The sequence below is a fragment of the Bacillus thuringiensis genome, from assembly GCF_001595725.1.
GTDB classification, from domain to species: domain Bacteria; phylum Bacillota; class Bacilli; order Bacillales; family Bacillaceae_G; genus Bacillus_A; species Bacillus_A thuringiensis_K.
On sequence record NZ_CP014284.1, the window covers coordinates 240,839 to 265,782 of the forward strand.

Below are 24,944 nucleotides of genomic sequence, written 5' to 3' on the forward strand. Positions count from 1 at the left end.
GAGGAATACAAATGAGAATGTTAATTGGTACTGCTGCGAATTTTGTTTCGGGGTATTATATAGGACGAAATTCTGGATTATTAGGAACGTTGCTTGGATGGGCATTTTTGTTGGGTGGTGGCTATCTGTTAATAGAAAATTGGGATAGTATCACAGTCTGGATGCATAGTTTAAATATTGTACGAGGGCTAGATGGTTACGAAGATATGAGCAATGGCTTCATTTTCATCTGTTTGGTAGTAAGTGGCTTTATTTTTATCTTGTTGTCCCCGATTTTCATTATTTTATTAATAGTTTGTTTCGTGTTAATGAATATTGTTGCTTGTACACTTGTGTTATTAACATCACCAAGTACGTATATAAAGAAGAAAGATAAGGAGAGTGAGTGGGAATGAGTACAATTCTAGTTTTAGGTGGATCAAATGGAAGAACGTTAGAGAAGTTGGCCAAAAAAAGAGACTGCCAGGTTATTTTCCATGATGGGAAAAATCACGGAGGCGTAAAGAAAACGTTTCGTAGTGTTATAAAGAAATGTGATGTTATTGTCATTCAAAAAGGTGCATGTGGCCAGGTATCTATTGATGTAGCAAAAGAGTACGCAAAGAAGTATGATGTCCCCCTTTTATTTAATCAAGGATTTGGTGGAACTGGTGCGCTTGAAATGGGATTAAAGCATTTGAAGGTTGCATGAGGTTTGATACATATCTATGGAATTATAATTGTTAAATCAATATATAGCATTTATAAAGAGGGCGGAGGAAGATGGTGTTTAAAGATATATATGTATTATTTCCACCAGAAGGGAAAGAAAGCATTGAATTTCAATTCTTTTTAGATATAGAGGGAGAGAAGTTTTACGAATATTATAAGGAAAAATATAAAGACCCTATGTCCGATGTATCTGCATATTTTCCAATGTTTCAAAATACGTATGAATCCTATTTAGAAAAATTTTTGTACCCGTATGTAAGTAGCTTTAAAGAAATTCGATTAGGACGGGATACATGGGAAAATGAAGGTATTTGGTTTGGTATTCATCAAGACGGAAGGGAACTGGGGATTCTTTTGCCTAGAGTTGATTTTACGTATTACAAAGGAGCTTTATCCTACAAAAATTGGCGAACAAAATAACTGTACAAAGTCTTTATTTACATACAAAAAAGGAGAAATGAGAATGACACAAACAGCCGCATATCGTTATACAGTTCCGTCAGTAGATGGAGAAGGATGGGGGGTATTTTTATACGATCAATCCGGAGTTTTTACAGCTGTTACAGACTTCGGTAACTTTGCTCATTGGTTTTCATTAGGAAGAAACAAAAGTATAGAAGATTACTTAATTAGCCGAAGACCGGATCAGATACTTTGCAAAATTGCAAAAGAAGATGTGATTGATATTGAAGGAACCATTACTTATATCAAAAAGAATTTGCTATATGATCGCAGAGAAGGGCGCTTTACAGAAGATGATGCAAGGACAGAATGGAAGCTTATTGAGGAATTACAGGTAGATTTGGAAGATTACTCAAATGAAGTAGCATTTCAATATTGGTACGACAAAACAAAGATACAATTTGACGACGGTTTTTTTCAGTACAAATATCCAAGTGCAGCTGTTCGATTTTCAAATGAAACATTTGTGAGATTTCAAGAGAAATTGAAGATGGAATTAAAAGAGACACAAGCATAAGACGGGGGTGAGCTTATGAAAGAAGGTCTTTATTACGAAGATATCAGAAACGGTGAGATTTTAAAATGTAAGACGTTTACAAGATCTTGTTATCTATTTGAAACGTGTAATGGTGAACTAATTGAACGTGTAAAAACAAACCACTATAAGAGAATAACAAGTAAGAAGAAAATTGCTATATTTGAAGGTGAAAACCGTGAAAAGAAATTAAAAAAGCCGAGAAATAGGAAGGAAAGGGTAGAGTTTCTTATCAAAAAAATGGGTTTTGATGTCATCGGTAGCTCATTGGTATCTATGACAGACAGGGATGTTAAATATCTATTTGAAGGAGCATATCTAACATACAAAGATAAGAAAGACTATCAAACCCCTGAATATAGACTTCCTAAATGCCTTGTTTGCGGATGTGAAACGGTCATTCATTGGGATTGTAGTTGTGGCCATGCAATTATTGATGAAAACGATACATCATTACAAGTATTAAAAGATAGTGGAGAGTATGTTGAAATACGAAATAGTCTCTGCACTAAATAAAAAAAGTAAAATATAAACACTAGATTTTTAACAAAAGCGTTATTTGGATACAAAAGGAGGAGCCAGAAATGAATAGTTACAAATTGTGGTTAGATGGTGACGAGGAATTTAAACATACAGAATTAGCAGAAACGCCAGGTAAAGCAAAGTATCAATTTTATAAGTACTTACAAGATGGGGTTTGGGAAACGGATTTTAAAACATTTGTGAAATATGTGAGATGTAGAAAAGTAAGAACTGCTGATATTACATGTATGTTTGGTGATAAAAAGCAATTTGAACGTATGTGTGAGTTAAGAGGGATCAAGTTTGCTTATCGAGGCATGAAAGTTGAAGTATGTGGACAAGCGGGAATTATTGTTGGAAGTACATCGGGATTAAATTTACAGGTCGCTTTTTATAGTGATCCGTGGGCTGCCTATAATTGTCATCCGTATTATGAAACAGTTTATTACGATGAAAATGGAAATATTGTAGCTGACTATCGCAAAGAAGCAGCAACAGTTTAATCGAAAAGGAGGAATGAGAGGTGGAACTATTAAAAACTCAACAATGTCCGTATTGTAAGTCATTTGTAGAAGATTGTCACGCTAAATGGGAAGGTGGTAACCACGAGGTAGAATGCGATTCATGCAACAAAAAATATCAAGTACAACCAATTTATGATTTTAAGGGTTTTGAAGTTCAAAAGATTTGTGATCGGTGCAACGAGGTGGAAGAAGAGTGTTATTGTAATGCAGAGGGAACTGAAAAATGATTATAAAAAGAATATTGCATACCAAAATGCCACTATTATTATTATAAAATTCCATCATAAATGAATATGAAACTACAATGTTTTAAGTTTGAAATACTAATAAAAAATTAAAAGGACCCGAAAAGGATAACAGGCCCTTCTACAAAAGTGCATAAGAGGAAAACAATGATTACCAATATAGTATCAATGAATTCGATTAATTTCTAGGTGCTAGGTATTGAGAAATATATGTTAGAAATACTGTTAACATAGCGTATGTAAAAATCATAATGAAAGAAATATTCTTACCTTATGTACGGATATTTTTGGGGTAAGTAAAAAAGAGCGCTATTGAAGCAGACTTATAAAAGTTTTTTTACTTATTGTTACTGCGATCAGCAGTAGCGAAAACATAATGAAAGTGGAGGATGGAATTAAGAATATGAGTAGTGGTATTAAATATAAATCGGGTTTCGTCATTTTGATTTATTTTGTTATGACACAATTTGTAGGGATAATAGGTGTACTATTGCTAGCAAAGACAGGTTGGTATGATATTCAGGGAAACCAACAGCAAGCAATTCAAAAACTTCTTGTGCATTGGGAACTAATTGGGTTTTCACTTATGCTGATAATCACTTTTCTTATATATAGTAAAGAATTAATAAATGATCCAAAGTTATCGATTAAATTATCAAGAATTTCATTCATATGGATTTTAGTTGGGATCATATTCGTATTTCTTGCGCAGATGGTTGGTAGTGTGTTAGATAAGAGTGTATTTCAGCTAACTACGCAATCAGCAAATACGTCTAGTACAGTCGCTGCTGCAGCAATATCTCCTGTGGCACTTATTTCAATTGTTCTTCTTGCACCGTTAGTAGAAGAGTTTGTTTTTCGTTATGCGGCCATAAACATTTTAATGTCTAAGTTTAAGCAAACTTGGAGCATACTAATAAGCGCATTGTTCTTTTCTATCATGCATTTTGATTTTCCGTTTATATTTGGATATTTTTTAATTGGACTTGTACTTGCTGTAGTATATGTGCGTACCAATAGGTTACTAGTATCATTTGTTGTCCATGTTAGTATGAACTTAATTGTTGTTATACTCCAGATTTCTTGATGAAAAAGCAGCGGATTCGCGCAACTTACTAGTGATTTAGTTTTTTTATGTTTATGAATTTAAAATTATGGTAGACTTAATAAGACTATATTTGAAAATGTGGGTTCAAGTTGCTGTATTGACTGAATTGCACCAAAAAACCAATTCCATTACACGGGAATTTGTTTTTTGGTGTGTGTTGTTAGCATAATTATTGACGGCCTAAAGGAGATTTGTTTCTTTGTAGTTTAGTATAACTTAGATAAAAAGAAAATTCAAAAACAAAATGATGAATTTTTACATATTTTTAAATTACAACACAAAAATGTAAAGATATGGTTTATAATGAGTGGTGAAACACTCTCCTATGTTTCTAGTGATTGTATTTTTTATCTGTTTTTGGTGCGAAATCTGTCGATGGATTTTGCACTTTTTTATTTATTGTTTAATAGGTTTAATTTAATTATTTGAAAGGGGGAAATTAGTATGTTTGGGAATAAAGAAAATGAAATTAAAGAATACCTTATACAAGAAGGTTATGAGATTAAAGAATATTTAAGAAAAAATGGAGATTGGTACTATTTTAAAGTACATACTTTTTGGTCTGGAAAACATTTAGTAAAAGTAAAAGATGGAGTATTTGGTTTTAGAATAGAAAAAGCGTAAATAGAGGGATTTATTCTGTATAAGTGCACTTATACAGAATAAATCCCATAATAAAAATACTGTAACTAGCAAAATTAAAGTTTACTTTCATTTCTTTCATCTTTAACCCAATTAGTTCTATAAGGGGTCTTGCAAACAAAACGCGGATTTCGTACGCTAAGGAATTATTCGGTGTCTTTTTTTAATATATCAATTAATAAAATGAGCTATATAAATAATTTGTTATACTTCCGTGTACCCTAGCTGATATAATGTATAAGGCAATTATTGGTTAATGAATAGCGTACATATATTAGGGAGGTACATAAGTCATGGAGTTAATAGTTTCTTCATTTGTATTAGTGGTAGTATTCTTTATTCTTTCGATAGTTTTAAGTGGTAAAGGTCAGCGAATAGCAAAAGAAGTTTTAAAAGAGCTTATTAATGGTCCTGAGGGGAAAATGTTGGTAGGTTTTTTTGGATCTGCAGCAGTTACAGGAGTAATTTTTGTCATTTGGCTTTTATTGAACTAAGCATTCCGGTTACTCAGGCTGATACAAGGTGCAAGAAAATTACTGGATAATTAAAGGTACATATATATTAGGAGGTACATAAGCCATGTTAGAGGTAGTTTCGGCATTTTTCTTACTAATTCTCTATTCCATTGTTTATCTCTTTTCAAGTGGAGAAACTAAGCAAATAGCAAAAAAAAATTTAAAAGAAATTCTTAATAGTCCTGATGGAATAATAATATTAGTCTTTGCTGCGGCACTTTTAATCGGGGGGATATATTTATTATCATTATGATTTCAGATATCTTAGCTTAAAACGTATAAGAAAATTAATAGCGTGCATTAGGGAGGTACATAAGTAATGATAGATATAATATTCTCATTCTTCTTAGTGGTTACTTATTTCATTATTTATCTCTTTTCAAGTGGAGAAAATAAAAAACAAGCAAAAGAAAATCTAAAAGAAGTTATTACGGGTGCTGATGGTAAACTCCTATTAATGACTGTTATGGGGATTATAATCGTAGTAATCTATTTATATTTTTATGGTTTAGGTTTATGAATATAAACTAAAATCATATCCAAGTATACGAGATAATGGTTCACCTGGGAAGTATGCGTATTATGGTGGAGAATGGGGCACAGGTGGTTTTTTTGGAGAAGCTAAATGTGTTTATAATAAAACTAGTGAATCGGATAATAGATAATATACATAAAGAAAAGGCTCCCATATAAGGGTGCCTTTTCTAATAGTTTTTTAGAAAAAGCAAGCAGCTCCAACTATGATTAATAAAATAAATAATACGACTAATATGGTGACCTCTGGTAATTTGGGCTTTTATAGGTTGTTTACTTAATTATGTATGGACAATTCTCTAAATATGTTAGTTTTAAATATACTCTTAAGATAACAGAGCAAAATTGGAATTGATTAATTTTGTATTTAGAGAGGTGATAATTTATGCCAGGATATACAACTGAGGAGGATGTTATTGCTTTTAAGATTTGTAATGAATGTTCACTAGCTAATACTCCATTTTATACTTATCCAGGAGTTCCTTTATTGGGAAGAATAAAACAAAGTACAGGATGTGGGGCTGCACATCCTGGAGCACTTGATTTGGAGGTTCCAAATATTAAAATAGGTACTCCTGTATATGCTGCAGAAGCAGGGTATATTAATGTGTTATCATCTGGTAATGAACCATGTGGATGTAAAAACGAGTGTAATAAGGGTAATTTAGTTTCGATAAGAAGTTTTAGTGATAAATTTATTACTCAATATGTTCATGTAACTCCGCTTCCTGGTCTTAAATTAAAGGATCAGGTATATGTAGGTCAACAAATTGGTACAGTTGATCAGTCAGGTAGTTCTTGTAATCCTCATGTTCATATGGCTAGGTATACTCCTACTGGGATTCCTACTTGTAATTGGCAATTAGGTGTAACGGCTCATACTGTTCCATCTCATCCTTATCCTCATTTTCATCCTACTCAACCTAGCGCAACCAATCCTGGGGGAGTAACAGCTCATCCTTATTTGCCCCCTGCAGGGCCAGGTGGTTATCATCCTAGAGTTTATCTGATTCCTTCTCCGTATTTATATTGGTAAAGAATTTATATATGTAGTTATAATACATTTTTTGTTCTCTGCACATGGTGTAGGGATTTTTTTTATAAAGAAAGAGCACCTTTACAAGTGCTCTTAAAATAATGCTGTAATATATTCAGGGTTTTTAATTGCTATAACGATAAATGCAAATAGCAGTACCATAAAAATCAATTGAATATATTGTCTAGTTTGATTAGGAATTATACTTCGAATCCAGTCTGAGAAAATCGCAAGTCCAATACATAACACGATAAAAATCATTAAAATAATCCCTGCAATCTCAGGAACTCCTTGGAATGGATTAGGTATATTTATTTGGAAATCCATATTACTTTCCTTTCTAATAAAAATCATTTTATATTAATAATACATTATATGTTTTATAAAGAAAAGACACCACAAGGTGCCTTTCTCTGACTTGAACCACTTTAATTTTAATAACACCATTTTACAACTACAAATATATCTTTAATCTTTCATATAATATTTTAACATTTTTTTCAGTTAATTGCATGTAACTGGTAAAAAATAGTCTATTTCTTGTAAACTCCTTTTCTTCATACCCACTCAATAGGACCATAACGGAAATATTTACTCCAAATCTTGCTGAATATGATTTGTACAAAAATAATTACAAGCCCAAAGATACATAGTTGCCAGTAATATACGTGTGAGACATCTTTAAAGCACCACGAAAGAATGACAAGTGTAATTATGCTTTGAGTGATGTAATTCGTTAAAGCATACTGGCCAACGTTCATAAAGGGGTGCAGGCATTCTATATATTTTTTATTCTCACAAACTCTCAGTAGAGTACAAATATAGAATATAGCTAGCATTTTCCCTCCAAATAGAATCCATAGTTGTACATCCTGAGAGTAATAGACATCTGTTTTTATAAAGTAGTAGAGAATAGGACAAGAGAGAAGGCATGAGATACATAACGAACTCCACTGTAAAAATCTAATTTTCTTTATTAATTCCGGTACCCTTTTAAAAATATTTTTCTTACCAGCCCATAACCCTATTAAAAATAAGCCTATATATTCCGGAATTCCTATTAGTAGTTGCTGGAATTCCTGAGTCATTAGAAAGAAAAGACGTGCTTTTACTTGATGAGAATAATGTATAAATAGATTTACAGTGTGATTGGTAGTGTTACCTGTAAACATATATTGATAGTAATTTGGTACTTCAGTAATAGAAGAACTTGCTCGCAAAAATAGAATAATATGTAATACATAACTAACCATTAGGAAACTACAACCAGCTATAAAAATAAGCTGAGTAGATCGCTTATAAAAGAACAATAGAATAAATCCAGCTATAGCATACGCATGTAGAATATCTCCATACCATAGAAAGGTGAAGTGGAGTAAACCGAAGACTAGTAAGATACACAGTCTCCGTATAAATAGTCTATACATGGGATACCCTTTTGCTTCTGTATTTTTCATAAAGATATAAAATCCTACTCCAAATAAGAATGCGAAAATAGTGTAGAACTTAGCTTGTATAAACAAATCTACTAAAAAACGAATCGTTTTATCTTTACCGGTGTAACCTGCCTGATTAAAGGGATCTAGTCCCGTCATAGTGGGTAGATTCGCAAATAGGATACATAGTATGGCGATACCTCTTATTATGTCTAAAGAATGAATACGGGCGTTTTGTTGCATGTTAATTCTCCTTTCTTACAAAGAAAAACGAGCACTATACTAGCTAGCGCTCGAATTACGTCTTGCAAAGAATCCATCATATGTAGCAGCTGAAACAGCTCCTTCTAGACGTTCAACTTCTTCACCTCTGTTATAAGCTACAACAACTGGAGTACCTGGAATGTCGAACTCTTGAAAGGCACTTTGATTTTCTGGTGTAGAGATATCAATACGATAGATGGTTCTCTCATGCTTTTTCGACATACGATTGATATCCGGTGCAGCTTTTTTACAAAAATGACAGGCTGGTTGATAGTAATACGCAATGAACTCTTCATGGGATTGTATTTTTTGCTTTAATTCTTCTTTTGAAATTTCTTTTATATTCTCAGGTGATACTTTTGCGTCTGCAGCAGATACAATTGTTTTTTCTGGTGTTATAGTTTCTGTTTTGACTGATTCATTCTTAGTTAAAGTAAAGATCGCGATACAAGCAACGCATAAAGTTGTAATAACTGCTCCGATTTTATAGACTTTTTTCATAGCAAATTCCTCCTTTAATAAAAAAGGACAAACCTCGCCCGAGTTAACTGGGCGTAAGGTTTGTCCTTCACGCTACGTACAATAGAGTATAAACAATGGAAACAAATTTTCTATCTATATAATACCATAAGATTTATATAGAATGCTATAAGAATTTTAAAAGAAAAACAAAGGAACAACTTAATCATAAAATTTCATGTACCAGATTACATATTAAAAACAATAAACAGCACAACAAGGGGATTCTCTGTGGTGTATCCAATTGATAGGGACATCCAATAAGCATAAAATCATTCAACAAACACATCTCAAAAAGTGTGTGTACTTATGAAGTGTGTCTTAAGTACATTTTGATACCTTTTGAAGTAGTTTAAGCTGCATAGAATATACTATATCTAAAGGTGTACTTTTTGGAACACACAAATTGTAAATTCACATATACTTATCAATCTATATAATACATACCATATTTTTCTATACATTTAATTTCCAGTATAGTATGATAGTTAATGAGAATGTACGTTCGCATATTGGGAGAGAGGAGGAATAGTAATGGCGGAAACAATTTTATTACTTGTAGGAATATATCTTTTAGGAAAACTGATTTTAGAAGATAACAATTTCTGTAATGCGGTTTCTAACATAATTAATACCCCATTGGTACTAGCAGGAATTAAATAATAGTTATATATCTTTAAAAATGTTCTGTTTATTTACTATTAAAAGTATATATTATTTGAAATTCAATCTATTTTTAAAGGAGCTATTATAATGGGCAAAAATTTTATTATCTCTAAACAAAGTGATTTAGATGGTTTTACCTCTTTTAGTTGTTCATTATGTGGCGAAGAATTTAAACTTCAAACAGATGAAGTTCAAAAGAAAGATGTTATAGAATTGTTTTGTCCTAGCTGCGGTATCCCAAGTCCCCTTTCAACTTTTTATACAGAAGACATTATAGAAAATGCTAAAATACTAGCAGCAAATGAAGCATCAAAAATGCTTAATGACATGTTTAAAGGCTTGAAAAAGTCTACGAGAGGAAATAAATATGTTAAAGTAAAATCTAACTCTTCATTTCCTATAAAGAAAACAAGAACTTTGTATGAAAAAGACGAGCTAGACGAAATTGAATATACTTGCTGTTCTAGAAAAGCGAAAACTTCAATATTAACTAAATCTGGTTCTTCGCCATTTTGTCCATATTGTGGGGTGAATTAATTTGGAAACAGTGATTCCTATTAAACAATTTAAAATATTATCTAGAGCATTTAGAAGAGTTTCTGGTGACTTACTGAATGCAGAAGATAGACATGAAGCTATGAGGTTAGCTAAAAGGTTTATTTCTCACATAGAAAACGAGCCAATTATTTATGATTTTATACAAAAAAATCATACTCAAGACTACAACATTGAGGAAATAAGAGCATCCAAAAATTATAATCATAAATATGATATCCCTATAGAGATTGATGAAGAAATTAGCTTTATTTATCAACTTTTAAAATATGGTACTGAACATTTTACATCATATGAAGATTTAACAACTTATGGATATGCTTTCTATAAGGGATCAAAGTATTCAGACACGATAAGAGAGTTCAATCGTGAGGTAGTAAAACTTTTAGTAAATCAGATTACAGATTATTTAGAGGGGATGGCAATCGAATTGGGTATTGATGAGAAACCAAATGCAAAGATACTAGTACAAGGGAATTTAGGACAATTAAACTATGCAGAGACAGGAAATATTGATGCTCACCAAACAATTAATCAAGGGGAAAATAATGATATTCAAAAAGTAGCAAAAGAATTAATACAATTGCTAAAAGAAACATCTATAGAGAACCCAGATGTTAAAGAGGATGCTTTAGATTTTGTTGAAGAAATAGCAAAAAATGTAGAACAAGGTGAAACTGTAAAACCCTCCCTTTTTAGACGAGCAAAAGCGACTTTAACGGATATTAACTCAATGGTTGATGATGGTTCCCAAGTTGCAACTAAGATTGGTCAATTCATTAGTTTAATGAGTGGATTTATTTCATAATTATAGTTTATTAAAGAATTCTTTTTTATTACTAAGAATCTAAAAAAACGGTTCTAGTACAAACATATATAATTTTAAAAAGCATCCATGATGGGTGCTTTTTGTTTTGCTATGAAATAAGTATCCAATTTTAAATATCACTTTTTAGGAAGATTCATCTGTAAAAAGTAAAATTAAGTTTACACCTTTTTATAATTTGTAAAATCCGTCGTTAAATAACCTAATAAAACCCAAGTGATACTAGTATGTGTGCTTATTATCACTAGGTTCTACGAGTTTAACATTTTGTATATTTTGTAAAACTCATTTCTACTTTGATCTTTAAACATCCGCAAAAATTTGCACCTTCTAGGATAATTAAAAAAATTATTAACTGTATCTCCATATATATTAGTAGAGATTTTGAATTAAAGATTACATATAAAGGGAGATTGATATTATTGCCGATTTCAGAAAAAATAGTCATTTCCAAAACTGCGAGAGACTTATTTGTAAACCGAAATAATAGAGCATTATTAATCTACAGTCAGCACCCAAAAGAAAAATTCCAAATCTTATATAAATTGGCAAAAATTAACTTGAATAGTAATGCTAGAGAAATTGATAAGGTATTTGAAACCCTACAGCGGAAAGAAATTTTATTATTAAATGAAATGTTAGGCAATGTTATTAATATATGTAGGAACGAGTGGATTGGTGACGTTGATCCATATGCAATTATTGAAAATGAAAATGAAAGAAAAACTTGCTCACTATGTAAACAAAAAAATAATAAATTAGTGTTTCATATAAAAAATAAATTTAATGGAAGAAGAATAAATGTTGGTAGTTCATGTATTAATGATTTCTCTTCTTTAGAATATCCTTCAGGGGTATCTAAGAAAGAAGTAATGAGAAGTGCAAGTCAAAAATATAGATTGCAGAATTTAATTTTTATGTTCCCAGGTATTGAGGGAATTGTTAGCAATTGGGAAAAAGAATTAGAGATGTATGAAATACTCATCCCTCACAAAATAGAACAGAAATACTTGGAAACAGGAAAAGAATTAAAGAATTTATATGATAATTACATTAATGGGAAAGTTAATAAAATAGATGCTGGAACGATAAAAAAATATTTAACTGACAGAAAAGAGTTTTTGGCTAAAATGAGTAAATACGAAGAACTCAATAAGAATCAGGATTTTGTTGTAACAAGGAAAATGGTGAATTGGTTACAACGCAGGCGTGATTTTAAAACAATTGAGATATTAAAAATTAAGGGATATATAACGAAAGAAAGTGCATATAAGGTTTTAGAGCCCAATTTTATAGAGTCGCTAATACCAAAATTTAATCGACATTTTCAAAAAAATAATATGCAAATCGTAAGTTATAATAAAGAGTATTCTTATTTTAATCTGTACCCTTTGTAAAGGACATTTTGAAAAAAGTTAGGCAACATCAAGAAGATGATTTCTGTATCCAACAGGAGTCATCTTTTTTAAATTCCATTGATATCTATAATGATTATAATACGTCATATATTTCTTAATCTCTTGTTTCAATTCATTAAAGGACGCGCAAGGTTTTATATGAGCTTCATCTTTCAGATGACCAAAAAACGATTCTTGTGGGGCGTTATCCCAACAGTTTCCTCTTCTTGACATGGATTGTCCAAGATTTAGCTTTTTGACTAGCTTTTGATAGGTAGGGCTTGTGTAGTGGGATCCTTGATCTGAATGAATATAAGCACCTTCAGTCAATCGAATCCGCGGATTCCTTTTTAGTTTATGGAGAGTTGTCGTTACGAGCTCTAATGTCATCTGTTCTGAAACATGGTAAGCTAAAATTTCATTAGTTGAGCCGTCTAAAATTGTAGATAAATAGGCCCTTTGATTCTTACCATAAACTAAATAGGTGATATCTGTAAGAAGTGTTTTCCCTGGGGTATTTTGTTTAAATTCCCGATTTAATTGATTCGGTACTATTCGATGTTCTTTTGTAGCTTTAAGCATTCTTTTATAAGGATTCGCTTTGCGAACCGGACAAATAATCTCGTATTTCTTCATAATTCTACGGATACGCTTTAAATTGTAGACAACTTGAAACTGACCCGCCAATGTCATCTTTATCTGACGAGCCCCCTTCTTTCTATTTCTAAATCGAAGTGCTTTTAATATGATTTCCTTCAAGATTTCATCCCGATCACTCTTTTGTTTCCGTTGTTCTTGAGATGAAACTGAAAAGTAATTATAGTATCCCGAACGGGATACACCAGCTACTTTACACAAATGACTGACCATATTCCTTAAGTTGTATTTCATGATGACAGAACGAATCAAGATGAATTTCTGACTAGGTGGTAGTATTATTTCCTTCTCATCCTCCCTTCCATAAGTTTGATTTTTTTTAGCAATTCGTTTTCCGCCTTTAGTAAGTTTCGTTCGGCTTCTAAACGGGCATACTTTTCTTCTAACGTAAGCTCTCTCTCAAGAGTTCTTCCAGCGTTTTCGATACGTGTATCCCTTAAACCCAATACACCATTTTTTCTATAAGCAGCACGCCATCTACTTCCCGATGACATAACTCGTTTCATTCCAATCATATCTATATCAAAACCACATTCTTCAAAAATATTTCGAGGTAGCTTTCCTTTTTCATTTTCATCAATAAAAATATGCTTAAATTCCTCTGTATAAGTGATACCTTTCTGACTTACAGATTTTACGTATAGGTTATTTGATAGAATTTGAATTTCTCTTTCTGTAAATAGTTTTTTTGTCATTTTCAACATTCTCCGATCCCGATTTTCCTTTTATTATACAAGAAATACCCTATAGAATAGACTTTTTTCAAGTGTCTATTCTATAGGGTACATTTTATTTTAAAATAAAACCTTTTTATAATCTTAATTTTTATTTAAAAATAAGCTGTTATAAATTAATAAGGACTTTTAGTTCATTACTATTCGATAATAAACCAAACATAGCACCTAGTTTGAAAAATATCTTTCAAACTGCAGATTATTTTCTGAGGTTGAACAAGAAATTGTGATTAATGAGCTGAATAGAATTAAATCCAATGTAACTATGAAGTTACTTCATTTTGGATATGCTTACGACCATTTTGAGTATAATGAATTAGACTTATTTGATAAGAGAATTAATAAATTTATTGTAGTAAAAATGAATAAATTTCTTGAAGAATTTAAGGGTGTCGCTTTTGGTCTAATGCACCCTGAGGAAATTGAAAAATATGTAGATTACGAATTAAGTGGTAATTCAAAAGCATACACTCATGAAGAATTGTGGGCAATTCGTGATAGAAGAGATGATACGACTGAAGAAAACTAAGGGAAAGTAAGATATGTAGAATTCCTCATACAAAAAACAACTATTTTTTATCTTCATCCTTGATTAAGGTACAGAAACGAACCTAGAATTAAGAATTCTATATGAGAAAATATTCACCCAAAAGTCGTAGGAACTCTTTTCTGCGATTTTTTATGCAATATTGCATAAAAAGAAACCTGTTACTCTTGCTATAATTTTAAGTATAAACTGTTGCATCCAACATTTTATACTCTTCTATATTCATTAATATAGAAACCCTGATTATAGGAAAAAGGGAAGAATATTGGTGGTTCTTCTCTTTTTTCTTATTTTTTAACTGTTGAATGATATATTCTATATTTTAATTAGCAAACGAGAAATAAACACTTCATTATTATTTCTGCTATATTTAGAAGGACTCTTTTCTAATACAATAAGAAAACTAAAAAGAACTTGTTGTGATTACTACAAGTTCTTTTTAGTTTAAAGCAGATATATGGGACACATAGAATATCTCATTATTTATAGCGCGGAAAACCTATTGATAAGATTCAATTCCATTTTATAACATCTTTTATTGTTTTATTATTTTAAATTTACGCTATTTAAGAAGTGGAGATACTATATTATTTCATATGCCTAAAAGTACTAATTATTTATTTTGTACAAACAATTTAAAACAATATCTATATCACAATAAGTTATGAAAAATGTAAGTATAAGTAAAAAAAATTAACGTTTTACAACGAATGTATATACACCATTTAAATCTCCATTAGATTTGTAAGCTGCTACTTGGGCTGTCCCTTCTCCAATAGTTGTGACCTTATTTCCAGAAAGAGAAACTACGTTGCTTCCATATAGGATACTAAAACGTGAACCAGTCATATAGTAAGTACTATTAAGACCTAAAGAAACAGTAGTATCTCTTGGTTGAACAAAGTTTGTTACTTCATTTTTGACCATTGCTGGTTTTTCAGCTGCAAGTACACCTCCAGCACCAGATAACATAATACCAGTAGATACAGCTCCTATTACTAATTTCTTCAACATAAAAATCCCTCCTATTAAATAATCAGAACCTTTTCGTATTTCCGAAGGTTCTGATTATATTATACAATATAATCCAATATAATTATTTAAATATGCAATTTTACATATGTTAAAAATTTGTGACTAATCTTTGTTTATTTATGTTTTAGTTAAGGAAAGGATGATGGTATTTCTATAAGTTCTTTAAAGTCATAAAAATTTATTAGTAGTTTAGCTGTCCTTCTATTATTTTAATAGTTTATTAATCCATTAATGATTGAGGAGGTTGTTATATGAAATTTTTAAAATGTATTTTTATTTGCTTTATTTTATTATCAACGATTCAATTCGTAGATTTAGTCCATGCTGAACAGGATGTAGAAAACTATTATACAATTGTATTAAAAGAGGATGGGAACTATAAAAGTGCAGAAGAATTAATTAGTAAATATAATGGGGAAATTTTATATTCCATTAAGGAAATTGGGGTTTTGCAGATGAAAGCAAAAGAGAAGGATATGAAAAAAATCAGTCATAGCTCCATTATTAAAAATTTTAACAACTCAGTAAGGGTTAGTGATAAACAACCAATTTATGATAAAAGTATTGGTGAGTTAAATAATAGTAAATGGGATTATCAATGGGATATGAAAAAAATTACTAATGGTGGTGAAAGTTATAAAATATTTCCTGGAACCAAAAATGTAATCGTTGGAATTATCGATTCGGGTTTGGATCAGGAACATCCAGATTTAAAAAATAATATCGTTTTTGGCTCTAAAAATTTAGTTCCAAGAAGTGGACTAAGAGGCAGAGAACCGAATGAAACTGGAAATATGCATGACACTAATGACATATTAGGCCATGGTACCAGTGTTGCTGGACAAATTGCTGCAAATGGGTTGTTAAAAGGAGTTGCTCCAGGAATAGGTATTAAATCGTATAGAGTATTTGGTGGATTAGGAGGCGAGTCAATTTGGATAATGAAGGGTATTGTAGAAGCAGCAAAAGATGATGTTGATGTTATAAATTTAAGTTTAGGAACATATTTGTTGGATGGAACATATTTATTGAATGGAAAGAAATATGTAGGAGATATTGCGGAAATTGAAGGTTATAAAAGAGCTATAAATTATGCTAAAAGCCTTGGGAGTGTAACTGTTGCGGCCAGTGGTAATGATGGTTTAAATGTAAAGGATAAAAATCAAATGAATGAATTTTTCAAAATGAATTTAGAATCTAAAGAGATAATTTTTGAAGGGAATGTATTGGATATTCCTGCAAGTATACCAAACGTAGTCACTGTATCTTCAACAGGACCATCAAATGAAATTTCAGTTTTCTCCAACTTTGGAGAAGGATTTACAAATATAACGGCTCCAGGTGGTGATTTGAGTTTATTAAGTAAATACGGTCCGGAAACTTGGATTAAGGACAAACTTTTTGAAAAGGAACATATTATGAGTACTACTATAGGAGGTTCGTACTCTTTTAAATTTGGGACTTCGCTTGCAGTTCCTAAAGTGTCGGCAACATTGGCCTTAATAGTTGATAAATATGGTTTTAAAGATAAACCAAATGAAGCAATTCAATTCCTTTACAAGAATGGTGTAGATAAGCAAGATAACAATACAACCTTTAAGCCAAAGAATTTAAATGTTTACAGAGCAGTAACAAAATAATTATGCGTTTAGAAAATGGATAATTAAAAATTGTAGTTATCTTCAACTATACACCTAAAAACAGCGACTTATTAACTAGCTCTATTTTTGTTCGTTGTGTTCGTTTGTTTAGAGAAATCGCAAAACGAGTTCAATAAAGCAATTAATCTAGTTAATTGCTTTTTCGATTCATAACCTTATTTTTATTTTCTGTACAATACTTAGAATCCGGCAAAGATGAATTCGAATAATGCAAGTGGTATATAGATGAACCGTAACTTTAATATCGCTTATCTTTCCTTAACAACAAATAAGACGCTAAACCAATCACAGTAGGCCTAAGATAATCGCTATTACATGTTTATAACCACATTCAAGTGTCCAATTTTTTCAATAAAAAGAGAGCATCCATAGCAAGAGATACTCTTAATGGGAAAAGAAGCGTTAACTGAGGATTAAATAGAACACGTTGATTGTCTTACATTTCAATATATGATATATGCTTGGCCTTCATTATGCTTAAATTAACCTTTAAATAGAAGTCCCAAACCAATATTTATGGCTCTGTTGCAAAATTTTAAAGAGTAAGCTAAACATTTGCAACAGAACCCTTCGTGTTCAGTAAATGTTGACAAGTCCAATTTTTTTAAGGGTCATCCAACGGTATTACATTAACAATTTCCTCACTCAAATCAAATATGTTAATTAAAATTCGTTTCTTTTCTAGATTCGTTACTATTTCCTCAACTGTAATATTACCAGCTTCATTTAAATGAAAAAGTTTATTTCGACTAAGTGTAACAGCCTTTTTCCCAATGTTTTTACGAATAAATAAACTACTATTAAATGGGCTATAGTTTCGAGTATTTTCCCAACGCTCCTGTAAATATGAAAATTCGACATTATCAATCTCTAACCTACAGGTAAGTTCTTTCTCACTGTGACCCGTTCGAAATACAATATCCCACAAATCATTAAAATTCGGATATATCTTGATTGTAAAAGGTAGAGGTCCTCCGATTGAAGGACGTCCTTGGGATAAAGGAACAATATCTTCAATCATTAAAATACCATCTACCAAATATTGTTGATCTTCAATTGTAACAATGACCGTGCCATGACTTGGACCATTTTCTGGTGGAGTAAGCCCTACCATCGATCCTGCCGCAGCGCGCACATCATATCCTAAAATTTTTATCAGACTGTATAAACCGATTGAATGTCCCCAACATGTCCCTCCCGTTGAATGTTCTAAAAAATTCGAAAAGAATTCTGAAGGATTTCCAATTGGTAATGGACCTGACATTTGATTTCCAAAATAAATCCTTTTATGTATATTATCTTGCGGAACATTTTTGCACCATGACTGATAAAGCATTCTCAGGTTATCTTCACTATTTTTAGGCCATTGTTGAAACCCCAATTTACTTATAACAGCTTCTATCAGCTCCAAACTTACACCAAATCCCAAGCATATTTCTTCAATTTTGTGAATATCCTTTTTTAATAGATTCAATGTATCAACTCCATTATATATTTTGAACATTTTATGAAAATTTATAGTGTAGCTATCCTCTCTTAAATAGAAAATAATGCATTAATTTAACATATTCATACTATTGGGGAATAGTGCTCATTCTCTAGTATGAAAACATGTTCATTTTATGCAAATATTTTCACGTTAATAAGTAGTTTCCTTAATTTTGTGTATACAGCTATCATAATCGTATTTATATAAAAAATTTGTTTGAATCTCTTTTTTGTTTAAAGATATTCTGATTTCTTTATTTACAGTGTTTTGAATGTATACTTTTGTTTTTGATTCTGAGGGTGTTAGGGGATTTTAGATAAATTTATTATTTATAAAAAAACGAAGTCTATAAAGAGACTTCGTATCGAAAAATAGATACTTAGGAGACTCGGAGAGTGTCTACACATCTATTATAACCTATATATTTACAAAATTGTTATTTAATTTTAAAATATGCATATTTTCATTTTTTAGATGTGAAATTTTATAGGTGTTTTAGAAGTCTCGCCACATGCCCATCAAGCTAAGAAATTCATTGTTCCCCAAAACGAAAAAATGAGTGAAAGGCTCATAGATCACTATAGAAAGATAAATATTTCATTTTGAGGATAATCTATAATTATAGCTTGATAGTGATGTGGCGGCACCCCATCGCTATCAAGCTAACAAAACAAAATACCCTCTAAAATAAAAAAATACGCTATTCTTTTTGTAGAATCATAGGAAAGGATGGCGTTTGTGTATGTCTATTTCTATATCTGTTGAATTACAATTATTTGCTCAAGAGATTTAAAGATTTTTATCTCCAAATGCCTTACAGGATCTTGCTAGAAATGTTGGTTTTGTTCAGCGACTGAGTAAGTACCAAGCAAAGGATTTAATCGCTTTATGTGTGTGGATGAGCCAAAAGGTTGCTACGACTTCTTTAACTCAGCTATCTAGCTGATTAGAATCATCAACTGAAGTGCTTATCAGCCCTGAGGGACTGAATCAACGATTTAATCAGGAAGCCGTTCACTTTTTACAACAGATATTAGCCAAACTACTAAACCAAAAATTAGCTTCATCTGTATCGTTTTCTTCTCCCTGTACTTCTGCTTTTAAACGTATTCGTATTCTAGATTCAACTGCATTTCAACTACCTAATTCCTTTTCAAGCGTTTATCCAGGTGCTGGAGGATGCAGTCATACAGCAGGATTAAAAATTCAATTGGAGTATGATCTATTAAGTGGACAGTTTTTACATATTCATACAGGTCCAGGAAAACAACATGATCGAACTTATGATTCTCTGTGTGTTCCAACCGTGAAAGAAAATGATTTGTGTATTCGGGATTTAGGGTATTTTCATCTGCAAGATCTGCAACATATACAAGATAAAAAGGCTTACTATATCTCTCGTATTAAATCAAATACACGTATTTATCAAAAAAATCCTAATCCTGATTATTATCAAAATGGAAAACTAAAGAAGAAACCAGAATATAAACAGATAGATATGGAGGCATTAATGATTTCTCTTCAACCAGGGCAAACATACGAAATATCTGATGCTTATGTAGGAATGATTGATAAAGTGCCAGCCCGTGTAATTGTTCATCGACTTACAGAAGAACAGCAACAAAAACGATTACAAGATCAGGCTGTAAGAGAAAAAAAGAAGGGAACGAAGTATTCTGCTCGTAGTAAACGACTTAGCGGTATCAATGTATATATGACAAATACCCCTACAAATATTGTCCCGATGGGACAAGTACATGATTGATATTCTTTACGTTGGCAAATCGGCGTGTCCAGATAAGGACACATTATCTAGTTGGTGAAAGTCCAATCGGGAGAATAGACTCCACTCCCGTAGCCTGAGAGGCGCCATGAAGTGAAAGCGACATGGCGAAGCCCTCTGACATCACATGCAAAAGGCATGTGGGCAAATCTCCAGGTTGTAACGTACAGTGAACGTAGATGTAGCCTCGTTACACGCAATTCCGGTGGCTGAGACGGTCGATAACGTGCGAAAGCAACAAGAACTGACCGAAACGAGTCTGGAACGGCAGTTCTCACCGGCGGGATATCAGCGGCGACATGGAGAGAAAGATAATGTGGAAACTGGAGAAGCCCTCGACACCCGATGAAGAAACCTCATCGAGGAGACCGTCTCTATAACCGCGATCGGGAAGTGAGAACGGTAGGTGTCAGGGTGGCGGAACGGATCGTAGTACCAGAGATCTGCGTGCAGCAAAACGCGCGGGGAGGAAAGGGTCCGAACCTGTAAACATTTCGTATGACTAAAGGAGGAAAGGGTGCCATGACAAAAACACCCATCACTTTGCAGGAACTAAGGCAACGAATCTATCGAAAGGCGAAGTCTGAACCTACGCACCGGTTTTGGGGGCTATTTACCCACATTACCAAAATGACAACCCTTCACGAAGCATATCAACAAGCGAGGAAAAACAACGGTGCTCCAGGCATTGATGGAAAAAGTTTTGCTGATATAGAACTAGAAGGAGTTATCCCATTCTTAACGGGTATTCAAGAGGAATTGCAAGCTGGAATATACCGACCACAAGCCAATCGAAAAGTAGACATCCCAAAGGCAAACGGCAAAATGCGAACTCTCCAAATTCCGTGTATACGAGATCGTGTAGTACAAGGAGCGCTAAAACTCATATTAGAAGCAATTTTTGAAGCTGATTTCTGTCCAAACTCGTATGGGTTTCGACCGAAACGCTCTCCACATCAGGCATTGGCAGAAGTACGACGCAGTATATTACGCCGTATGACCATAATAATTGATGTTGATTTGTCACGCTACTTTGATACAATCCGACACAACATATTATTGGAGAAAATCGCGAAACGTGTCCAAGACCCACAGGTTATGCATCTTGTAAAACAGGTAATTAAGGCAGCAGGAAAGATCGGTGTCCCGCAAGGGGGGCCATTTTCTCCACTAGCCGCGAACATTTACCTCAATGAAGTGGATTGGACATTTGATGCCATTCGACGCAAAACAGCTAAGGGCAATTACGAAGCTGTAAACTATCACCGTTTTGCCGACGATATAGTTATCGCTGTAAGCGGACACTCTAGTAAAAGTGGATGGGCTGAACTGGTATTACGACGACTGTGGGAACAGTTAAAGCCTTTGGGAGTTGAACTGAATCTGGAGAAGACTCAGATGGTCAATGTCCTAAAAGGAGAATCCTTCGGATTTTTAGGATTTGACCTGAGACGAATACCGAACCGAAATAAGAATGGATTCTTCGTTTTCATGATCCCGAAGAAGAAAGCTCGCACGACAGTGAAAGCAAAAATTCGCGAACTCATTCAAAACGCAGGAGCGAAGCCAGCACAAGACTTAATAAAACAAATCAATGCTGTACTAACTGGATGGGTGAACTACTTCCGGATTGGGAACTCTAGTCAAGCTTTCAGTGAAGTACGTGATTATACGGAGATGAAAATTCGCACATTGTTAACGAGAAGGAAACGAAGACGAAAGCGTAGCATCGGATGGCAGAGATGGAGTAACGAATATCTCTATGGTGTACTGGGGCTCTACTGGGACTGGAAAGTCCTTCCCCTGAAAAGTGCAGAGAGTTTTCGATGAAAGTGTCTGCCATTTGATAGGTCTCATAACCCTTTTGATGAAGTTTATGGGGTGAGCTGCTTGAGGGAAAACCTCACGAGCAGTTCTTATGGGGAGAGGCTGGAAACGGGTCACAATTGATACCGCGCCAGTCTTTTACCCGACAGATTTTATTTAAAACATGGAAATCATCTTTCATATTCATCATTGTAAGAAGATAAAACGGGAACGATTGGAATGTCATTTGTATGGGCAATTGATTGCCATTCTACTCTGTTCTTCTACTCTGTTCTTCTACTATGTTTCAAATGCGACAATTACTTCTTATAAAAAAGAAACGAGAACTGAGTGAATATAAGGCCATATATATGATTAAAGATTACTTTCTTCTATTTTTCCAAGCTATGCAGAAAGACACCCAAGAGCTATCAAAGATTCTCATTCGCCTGTTCAACCTCCTACAGCGAAATGGGCGAAAATCTCATCGATATGAGAAGAAAACAGTCTTTGATATATTAGGTGTCGTTTATAATTGTACCATGTCTGATAATCAGGCGGCTTAATTCAAAAAAAATGAAACCCAATAGGGTTTATTTCGTATGCAAATCTTTAAATTTCCTACATGTAGCCTTTAGAAAAAAGAAGCAATCTCTACTATGATTGACGTTATATGAGCTTAGCTTGATAGCGATGTGGCGGCACCCCTTTAAGGAAAATGTAGTGGTTAATCAAAGAATCTTGGATGCTTCTTGATTCATCTTAGTATAGCATTTATATATAATTTTAATATACAAAAATAAAATTATATGAATATGATTTCCTCAAATATTATTAGGATATTTTTCTATATTTAGAACTATGCTAGTAGATTGGTGAAAAAAAGCCATTATGTAGACATAATAACTTTTTTTATAGTTATATATCGAAATTCAAATAATCGTAATAGGTGAATCGATTGTAAAATATATACATTTATAGTTGGTTATATTACTATTATTATAAATATTGGAAATGGAGGGCGATACATGTAAATGCTTTAAGTGAAAATCGGAAATTCAAATAGTAAGTTTATAGTTTTGGGAGGAGAAGAAAAAATTAAATTTGGGGGGTTAATTCACTATGTTAAAGAAAATGATGTTTATGTTAATGACTCTTACTCTAGTTTTTGTCCCAACTCTCGCTTCAGCTGCAACTATAGAGGATGGGAAAAAATACAACGCAACACACGAGGAATTAGAAGCTCAAGTTAAAGAATTAGAATATATATTTTCGGTATTAATGGTAAAAGATGAAGAAACAGGTAAGTATGTTCTTAATAAAGAAGAATTAGCGAAATCTTCATATAACAATGAAGAAAAAGCAGCTATTATAGCTGGTGTTTATGTAATGAATGATGAAGAAATTCCATCTAATATGTACTCTAGTAACGTTTGGGAAAGATGTTGGCAGGATGCATTAGGCATTAGTAAATCATATTTTAATCAAATAAAATCGTATCTTAAGAAAGAGGATTACTGGGGAGCATTGGGAATGCTTTCGTTGCTTGGGCTACCATATAAGCCTGCGTTGTTATTTGCTTTTGCAGTAACTTGCGGGCCAGCTCCAGCTTATATTGCACCTAACCCTCATGAATTATAAGCCTGATATCTTATAAGTAAATGAACTAAAATTAGAATCTCTTTTGTGAATATATTGATGCAAAAGAGATTCTTTTATCTTTTTAAACAAGTATTTCTGTTAAATATGAAAATATTAAGTATATTCTTTTGAAAAAAGTAGATTTGAAGTAAGTTAAACTTTCATATGATATGCTTATTCTATACTAACTAATTTTCAGGTGAGGAGTTGATCGGTTATTACTAGTATAGAGAATATATATAATGTTTCTGTATTCTTAATGCTTTTATCTACTTTTTGTTTTTATCTGTATTTACGAAAAATAAAAAGAGAAAGAAAGCTCACTGGTTTCGAATTTACAATGTATATCATAACACAAGTTAGTTACATTCTTTGGGGAATCTATATTATTTATATAAACTTTGGATGATATTTTTTGTTTTATGAAAAAAAGGCTATTAAAAAAGGGTTTGAGATAAATATCAAACCCTTTTGACTATATATAATTATTTCACTGCTTCTTTTAATTCTTTTCCAGCTTTAAAAGCAGGTGCCTTTGAAGCGGAGATTTGCATTTCTTCACCTGTTTGTGGGTTACGTCCTGTACGTGCAGATCTTTCACGTACTTCAAATGTACCAAAACCAAGAATCTGTACTTTTTCTCCATTTGCTAGCGCATTTGTTATTGTATCTAAAACAGCTTGTGTTGCTGCAGCTGCATCCTTTTGTGTAAGTTCTGCTTTTTCTGCTATTACTTTTGTTAATTCTGTCTTATTCATTTTTTGCACCTCTTCATATGTAGTTAGGTGACTATTATAACGTGTGTATACTTATGATGCAATTAATATTGTGCATAGAAAAAGCCCTAGCAAGAGCTAGGGGACATATTCTAAAATGAAAAATATCCCTCTAATTCATTTCATCTTAGAAGGATATTTCCAATCTTTTTCTTTTCGATTATTTAGAGCAGGTTTAGATGAATTTGTAGAAAGTGTTTGCTTTTCTATTTTATCTAATCTCTCATCTAATTTTTCAATCGCTTCTTTTGTTTCCTTCAGCTCTAATTTAATTTCTGTCAGCAAACGGAGTATTGCATCTCCTTTTGTCATTTTCAA

At 32.5% G+C, this 24,944-nt stretch carries 29 protein-coding genes and 3 pseudogenes; 23 read left to right on the forward strand and 9 right to left on the reverse strand.

Translation table 11 applies throughout. The features are described from left to right. Positions 1 to 11: 11 nt before the first annotated feature. From AXW78_RS29915 to AXW78_RS29970, 12 genes are all read left to right on the forward strand, one after another. On the forward strand, positions 12 to 395 hold the full coding sequence (locus AXW78_RS29915) for a hypothetical protein (protein WP_001242523.1): 384 nt from the start codon (positions 12 to 14) through the stop codon (positions 393 to 395). Next, positions 392 to 691, forward strand: coding sequence for a DUF2325 domain-containing protein (locus AXW78_RS29920; protein WP_061885154.1), 300 nt, complete (start codon positions 392 to 394; stop codon positions 689 to 691). Before AXW78_RS29915 ends, AXW78_RS29920 begins: the two co-directional genes overlap by 4 nt. A gap of 71 nt (positions 692 to 762) precedes the next feature. Beyond that, positions 763 to 1,131, forward strand: a complete 369-nt coding sequence (locus tag AXW78_RS29925; protein WP_231122470.1) for a hypothetical protein — start codon at positions 763 to 765, stop codon at positions 1,129 to 1,131. Between the two features lie 43 nt (positions 1,132 to 1,174). Continuing rightward, positions 1,175 to 1,690 carry a phiTE_072 family protein gene (locus AXW78_RS29930; protein WP_061885155.1) on the forward strand — a complete coding sequence of 172 codons (516 nt, stop codon included), beginning with the start codon at positions 1,175 to 1,177 and terminating at the stop codon, positions 1,688 to 1,690. A 15-nt stretch (positions 1,691 to 1,705) separates the two neighbouring features. Next, complete coding sequence (locus tag AXW78_RS29935; RefSeq protein ID WP_061885156.1) at positions 1,706 to 2,224, forward strand: hypothetical protein; 519 nt, start codon at positions 1,706 to 1,708, stop codon at positions 2,222 to 2,224. 68 nt (positions 2,225 to 2,292) lie between these two features. After that, positions 2,293 to 2,733 carry a hypothetical protein gene (locus AXW78_RS29940; protein WP_061885157.1) on the forward strand — a complete coding sequence of 147 codons (441 nt, stop codon included), beginning with the start codon at positions 2,293 to 2,295 and terminating at the stop codon, positions 2,731 to 2,733. 20 nt (positions 2,734 to 2,753) lie between these two features. Continuing rightward, entirely contained in the window at positions 2,754 to 2,981 is a 228-nt protein-coding gene (locus AXW78_RS29945) for a hypothetical protein (RefSeq protein ID WP_061885158.1), read from the forward strand. 421 nt (positions 2,982 to 3,402) lie between these two features. Then, the gene (locus AXW78_RS29950; RefSeq protein WP_061885159.1) at positions 3,403 to 4,086 is read left to right on the forward strand and encodes a CPBP family intramembrane glutamic endopeptidase; all 684 of its coding nucleotides are present in this window, start codon (positions 3,403 to 3,405) and stop codon (positions 4,084 to 4,086) included. 465 nt (positions 4,087 to 4,551) lie between these two features. Further along, positions 4,552 to 4,731, forward strand: a complete 180-nt coding sequence (locus AXW78_RS29955; RefSeq protein WP_000467736.1) for a hypothetical protein — start codon at positions 4,552 to 4,554, stop codon at positions 4,729 to 4,731. A gap of 311 nt (positions 4,732 to 5,042) precedes the next feature. After that, complete coding sequence (locus AXW78_RS29960; protein WP_061885160.1) at positions 5,043 to 5,243, forward strand: hypothetical protein; 201 nt, start codon at positions 5,043 to 5,045, stop codon at positions 5,241 to 5,243. A gap of 85 nt (positions 5,244 to 5,328) precedes the next feature. After that, complete coding sequence (locus AXW78_RS29965) at positions 5,329 to 5,517, forward strand: hypothetical protein (protein WP_061885161.1); 189 nt, start codon at positions 5,329 to 5,331, stop codon at positions 5,515 to 5,517. A gap of 66 nt (positions 5,518 to 5,583) precedes the next feature. After that, positions 5,584 to 5,784: a hypothetical protein gene (locus AXW78_RS29970; protein ID WP_000565401.1), complete on the forward strand. Its 201-nt coding sequence runs from the start codon at positions 5,584 to 5,586 to the stop codon at positions 5,782 to 5,784. Positions 5,785 to 5,979: 195 nt separating this feature from the next. On the opposite strand, the pseudogene AXW78_RS33665 reads toward AXW78_RS29970, so the two are convergent. After that, a pseudogene (locus tag AXW78_RS33665) lies at positions 5,980 to 6,036 on the reverse strand (YjcZ family sporulation protein); the annotation flags it as partial. A gap of 147 nt (positions 6,037 to 6,183) precedes the next feature. Here AXW78_RS33665 and AXW78_RS29975 point away from each other — a divergent pair. Further along, entirely contained in the window at positions 6,184 to 6,834 is a 651-nt protein-coding gene (locus tag AXW78_RS29975) for a M23 family metallopeptidase (protein ID WP_061885162.1), read from the forward strand. A gap of 93 nt (positions 6,835 to 6,927) precedes the next feature. On the opposite strand, the gene AXW78_RS29980 is transcribed toward AXW78_RS29975, so the two are convergent. From AXW78_RS29980 to AXW78_RS29990, 3 genes are all read right to left on the reverse strand, one after another. Continuing rightward, positions 6,928 to 7,161: a hypothetical protein gene (locus AXW78_RS29980; RefSeq protein ID WP_000347325.1), complete on the reverse strand. Its 234-nt coding sequence runs from the start codon at positions 7,159 to 7,161 to the stop codon at positions 6,928 to 6,930. Positions 7,162 to 7,391: 230 nt separating this feature from the next. Beyond that, positions 7,392 to 8,513, reverse strand: coding sequence for a DUF418 domain-containing protein (locus AXW78_RS29985; protein WP_061885163.1), 1,122 nt, complete (start codon positions 8,511 to 8,513; stop codon positions 7,392 to 7,394). A 39-nt stretch (positions 8,514 to 8,552) separates the two neighbouring features. After that, complete coding sequence (locus tag AXW78_RS29990) at positions 8,553 to 9,035, reverse strand: thioredoxin family protein (protein ID WP_061885164.1); 483 nt, start codon at positions 9,033 to 9,035, stop codon at positions 8,553 to 8,555. 552 nt (positions 9,036 to 9,587) lie between these two features. Here AXW78_RS29990 and AXW78_RS35390 point away from each other — a divergent pair. The 4 genes from AXW78_RS35390 to AXW78_RS30005 all read left to right on the forward strand — a co-directional run bounded on the left by AXW78_RS35390 (position 9,588) and on the right by AXW78_RS30005 (position 12,497). Then, positions 9,588 to 9,716, forward strand: coding sequence for a hypothetical protein (locus AXW78_RS35390; RefSeq protein WP_258010524.1), 129 nt, complete (start codon positions 9,588 to 9,590; stop codon positions 9,714 to 9,716). A 90-nt stretch (positions 9,717 to 9,806) separates the two neighbouring features. Beyond that, the gene (locus tag AXW78_RS29995) at positions 9,807 to 10,256 is read left to right on the forward strand and encodes a hypothetical protein (protein ID WP_061885165.1); all 450 of its coding nucleotides are present in this window, start codon (positions 9,807 to 9,809) and stop codon (positions 10,254 to 10,256) included. Positions 10,257 to 10,266: 10 nt separating this feature from the next. Then, complete coding sequence (locus tag AXW78_RS30000) at positions 10,267 to 11,082, forward strand: hypothetical protein (protein ID WP_231122487.1); 816 nt, start codon at positions 10,267 to 10,269, stop codon at positions 11,080 to 11,082. A 440-nt stretch (positions 11,083 to 11,522) separates the two neighbouring features. Then, positions 11,523 to 12,497: a hypothetical protein gene (locus AXW78_RS30005; RefSeq protein ID WP_061885166.1), complete on the forward strand. Its 975-nt coding sequence runs from the start codon at positions 11,523 to 11,525 to the stop codon at positions 12,495 to 12,497. Between the two features lie 18 nt (positions 12,498 to 12,515). Here AXW78_RS30005 and AXW78_RS33670 read toward each other — a convergent pair. After that, a protein-coding gene (locus AXW78_RS33670) for an IS3 family transposase (RefSeq protein ID WP_129542617.1) occupies positions 12,516 to 13,858 on the reverse strand; the annotation gives its coding sequence in 2 pieces (ribosomal slippage) (positions 12,516 to 13,477 and positions 13,477 to 13,858; 1,344 coding nt in all). Between the two features lie 256 nt (positions 13,859 to 14,114). On the opposite strand from AXW78_RS33670, the gene AXW78_RS30020 reads away from it, so the two are divergent. Next, positions 14,115 to 14,417 carry a hypothetical protein gene (locus AXW78_RS30020; RefSeq protein ID WP_061885168.1) on the forward strand — a complete coding sequence of 101 codons (303 nt, stop codon included), beginning with the start codon at positions 14,115 to 14,117 and terminating at the stop codon, positions 14,415 to 14,417. A gap of 711 nt (positions 14,418 to 15,128) precedes the next feature. On the opposite strand, the gene AXW78_RS30025 is transcribed toward AXW78_RS30020, so the two are convergent. Continuing rightward, positions 15,129 to 15,449, reverse strand: coding sequence for a BLB8/JUQZ-1 family protein (locus tag AXW78_RS30025; protein ID WP_061885169.1), 321 nt, complete (start codon positions 15,447 to 15,449; stop codon positions 15,129 to 15,131). Between the two features lie 272 nt (positions 15,450 to 15,721). Between AXW78_RS30025 and AXW78_RS30030 the strand changes: the two genes are divergently transcribed. Further along, positions 15,722 to 17,110: a S8 family peptidase gene (locus AXW78_RS30030; RefSeq protein ID WP_061885170.1), complete on the forward strand. Its 1,389-nt coding sequence runs from the start codon at positions 15,722 to 15,724 to the stop codon at positions 17,108 to 17,110. 625 nt (positions 17,111 to 17,735) lie between these two features. On the opposite strand, the gene AXW78_RS30035 is transcribed toward AXW78_RS30030, so the two are convergent. Further along, positions 17,736 to 18,605, reverse strand: a complete 870-nt coding sequence (locus tag AXW78_RS30035) for an arylamine N-acetyltransferase (protein WP_231122471.1) — start codon at positions 18,603 to 18,605, stop codon at positions 17,736 to 17,738. Between the two features lie 757 nt (positions 18,606 to 19,362). Here AXW78_RS30035 and AXW78_RS30040 point away from each other — a divergent pair. The 4 genes and pseudogenes from AXW78_RS30040 to AXW78_RS30060 form a co-directional block, all read left to right on the forward strand. Then, positions 19,363 to 20,382, forward strand: a pseudogene (locus AXW78_RS30040) (IS4 family transposase); the annotation flags it as partial. A 543-nt stretch (positions 20,383 to 20,925) separates the two neighbouring features. Further along, the gene (gene ltrA / locus AXW78_RS30050) at positions 20,926 to 22,233 is read left to right on the forward strand and encodes a group II intron reverse transcriptase/maturase (protein WP_061885172.1); all 1,308 of its coding nucleotides are present in this window, start codon (positions 20,926 to 20,928) and stop codon (positions 22,231 to 22,233) included. 143 nt (positions 22,234 to 22,376) lie between these two features. Beyond that, positions 22,377 to 22,775: pseudogene (locus AXW78_RS30055) on the forward strand (IS4 family transposase); the annotation flags it as partial. Between the two features lie 556 nt (positions 22,776 to 23,331). Then, positions 23,332 to 23,850 carry a hypothetical protein gene (locus tag AXW78_RS30060; protein ID WP_061885174.1) on the forward strand — a complete coding sequence of 173 codons (519 nt, stop codon included), beginning with the start codon at positions 23,332 to 23,334 and terminating at the stop codon, positions 23,848 to 23,850. Positions 23,851 to 24,335: 485 nt separating this feature from the next. On the opposite strand, the gene AXW78_RS30065 is transcribed toward AXW78_RS30060, so the two are convergent. Both AXW78_RS30065 and AXW78_RS30070 read right to left on the reverse strand, forming a co-directional pair. Beyond that, positions 24,336 to 24,608 (reverse strand): HU family DNA-binding protein, encoded by a 273-nt coding sequence (locus tag AXW78_RS30065; RefSeq protein ID WP_061885175.1) that lies wholly within the window; start codon positions 24,606 to 24,608, stop codon positions 24,336 to 24,338. Between the two features lie 135 nt (positions 24,609 to 24,743). Beyond that, positions 24,744 to 24,938 carry a hypothetical protein gene (locus AXW78_RS30070; RefSeq protein ID WP_061885202.1) on the reverse strand — a complete coding sequence of 65 codons (195 nt, stop codon included), beginning with the start codon at positions 24,936 to 24,938 and terminating at the stop codon, positions 24,744 to 24,746. Between the last annotated feature and the right edge of the window lie 6 nt (positions 24,939 to 24,944).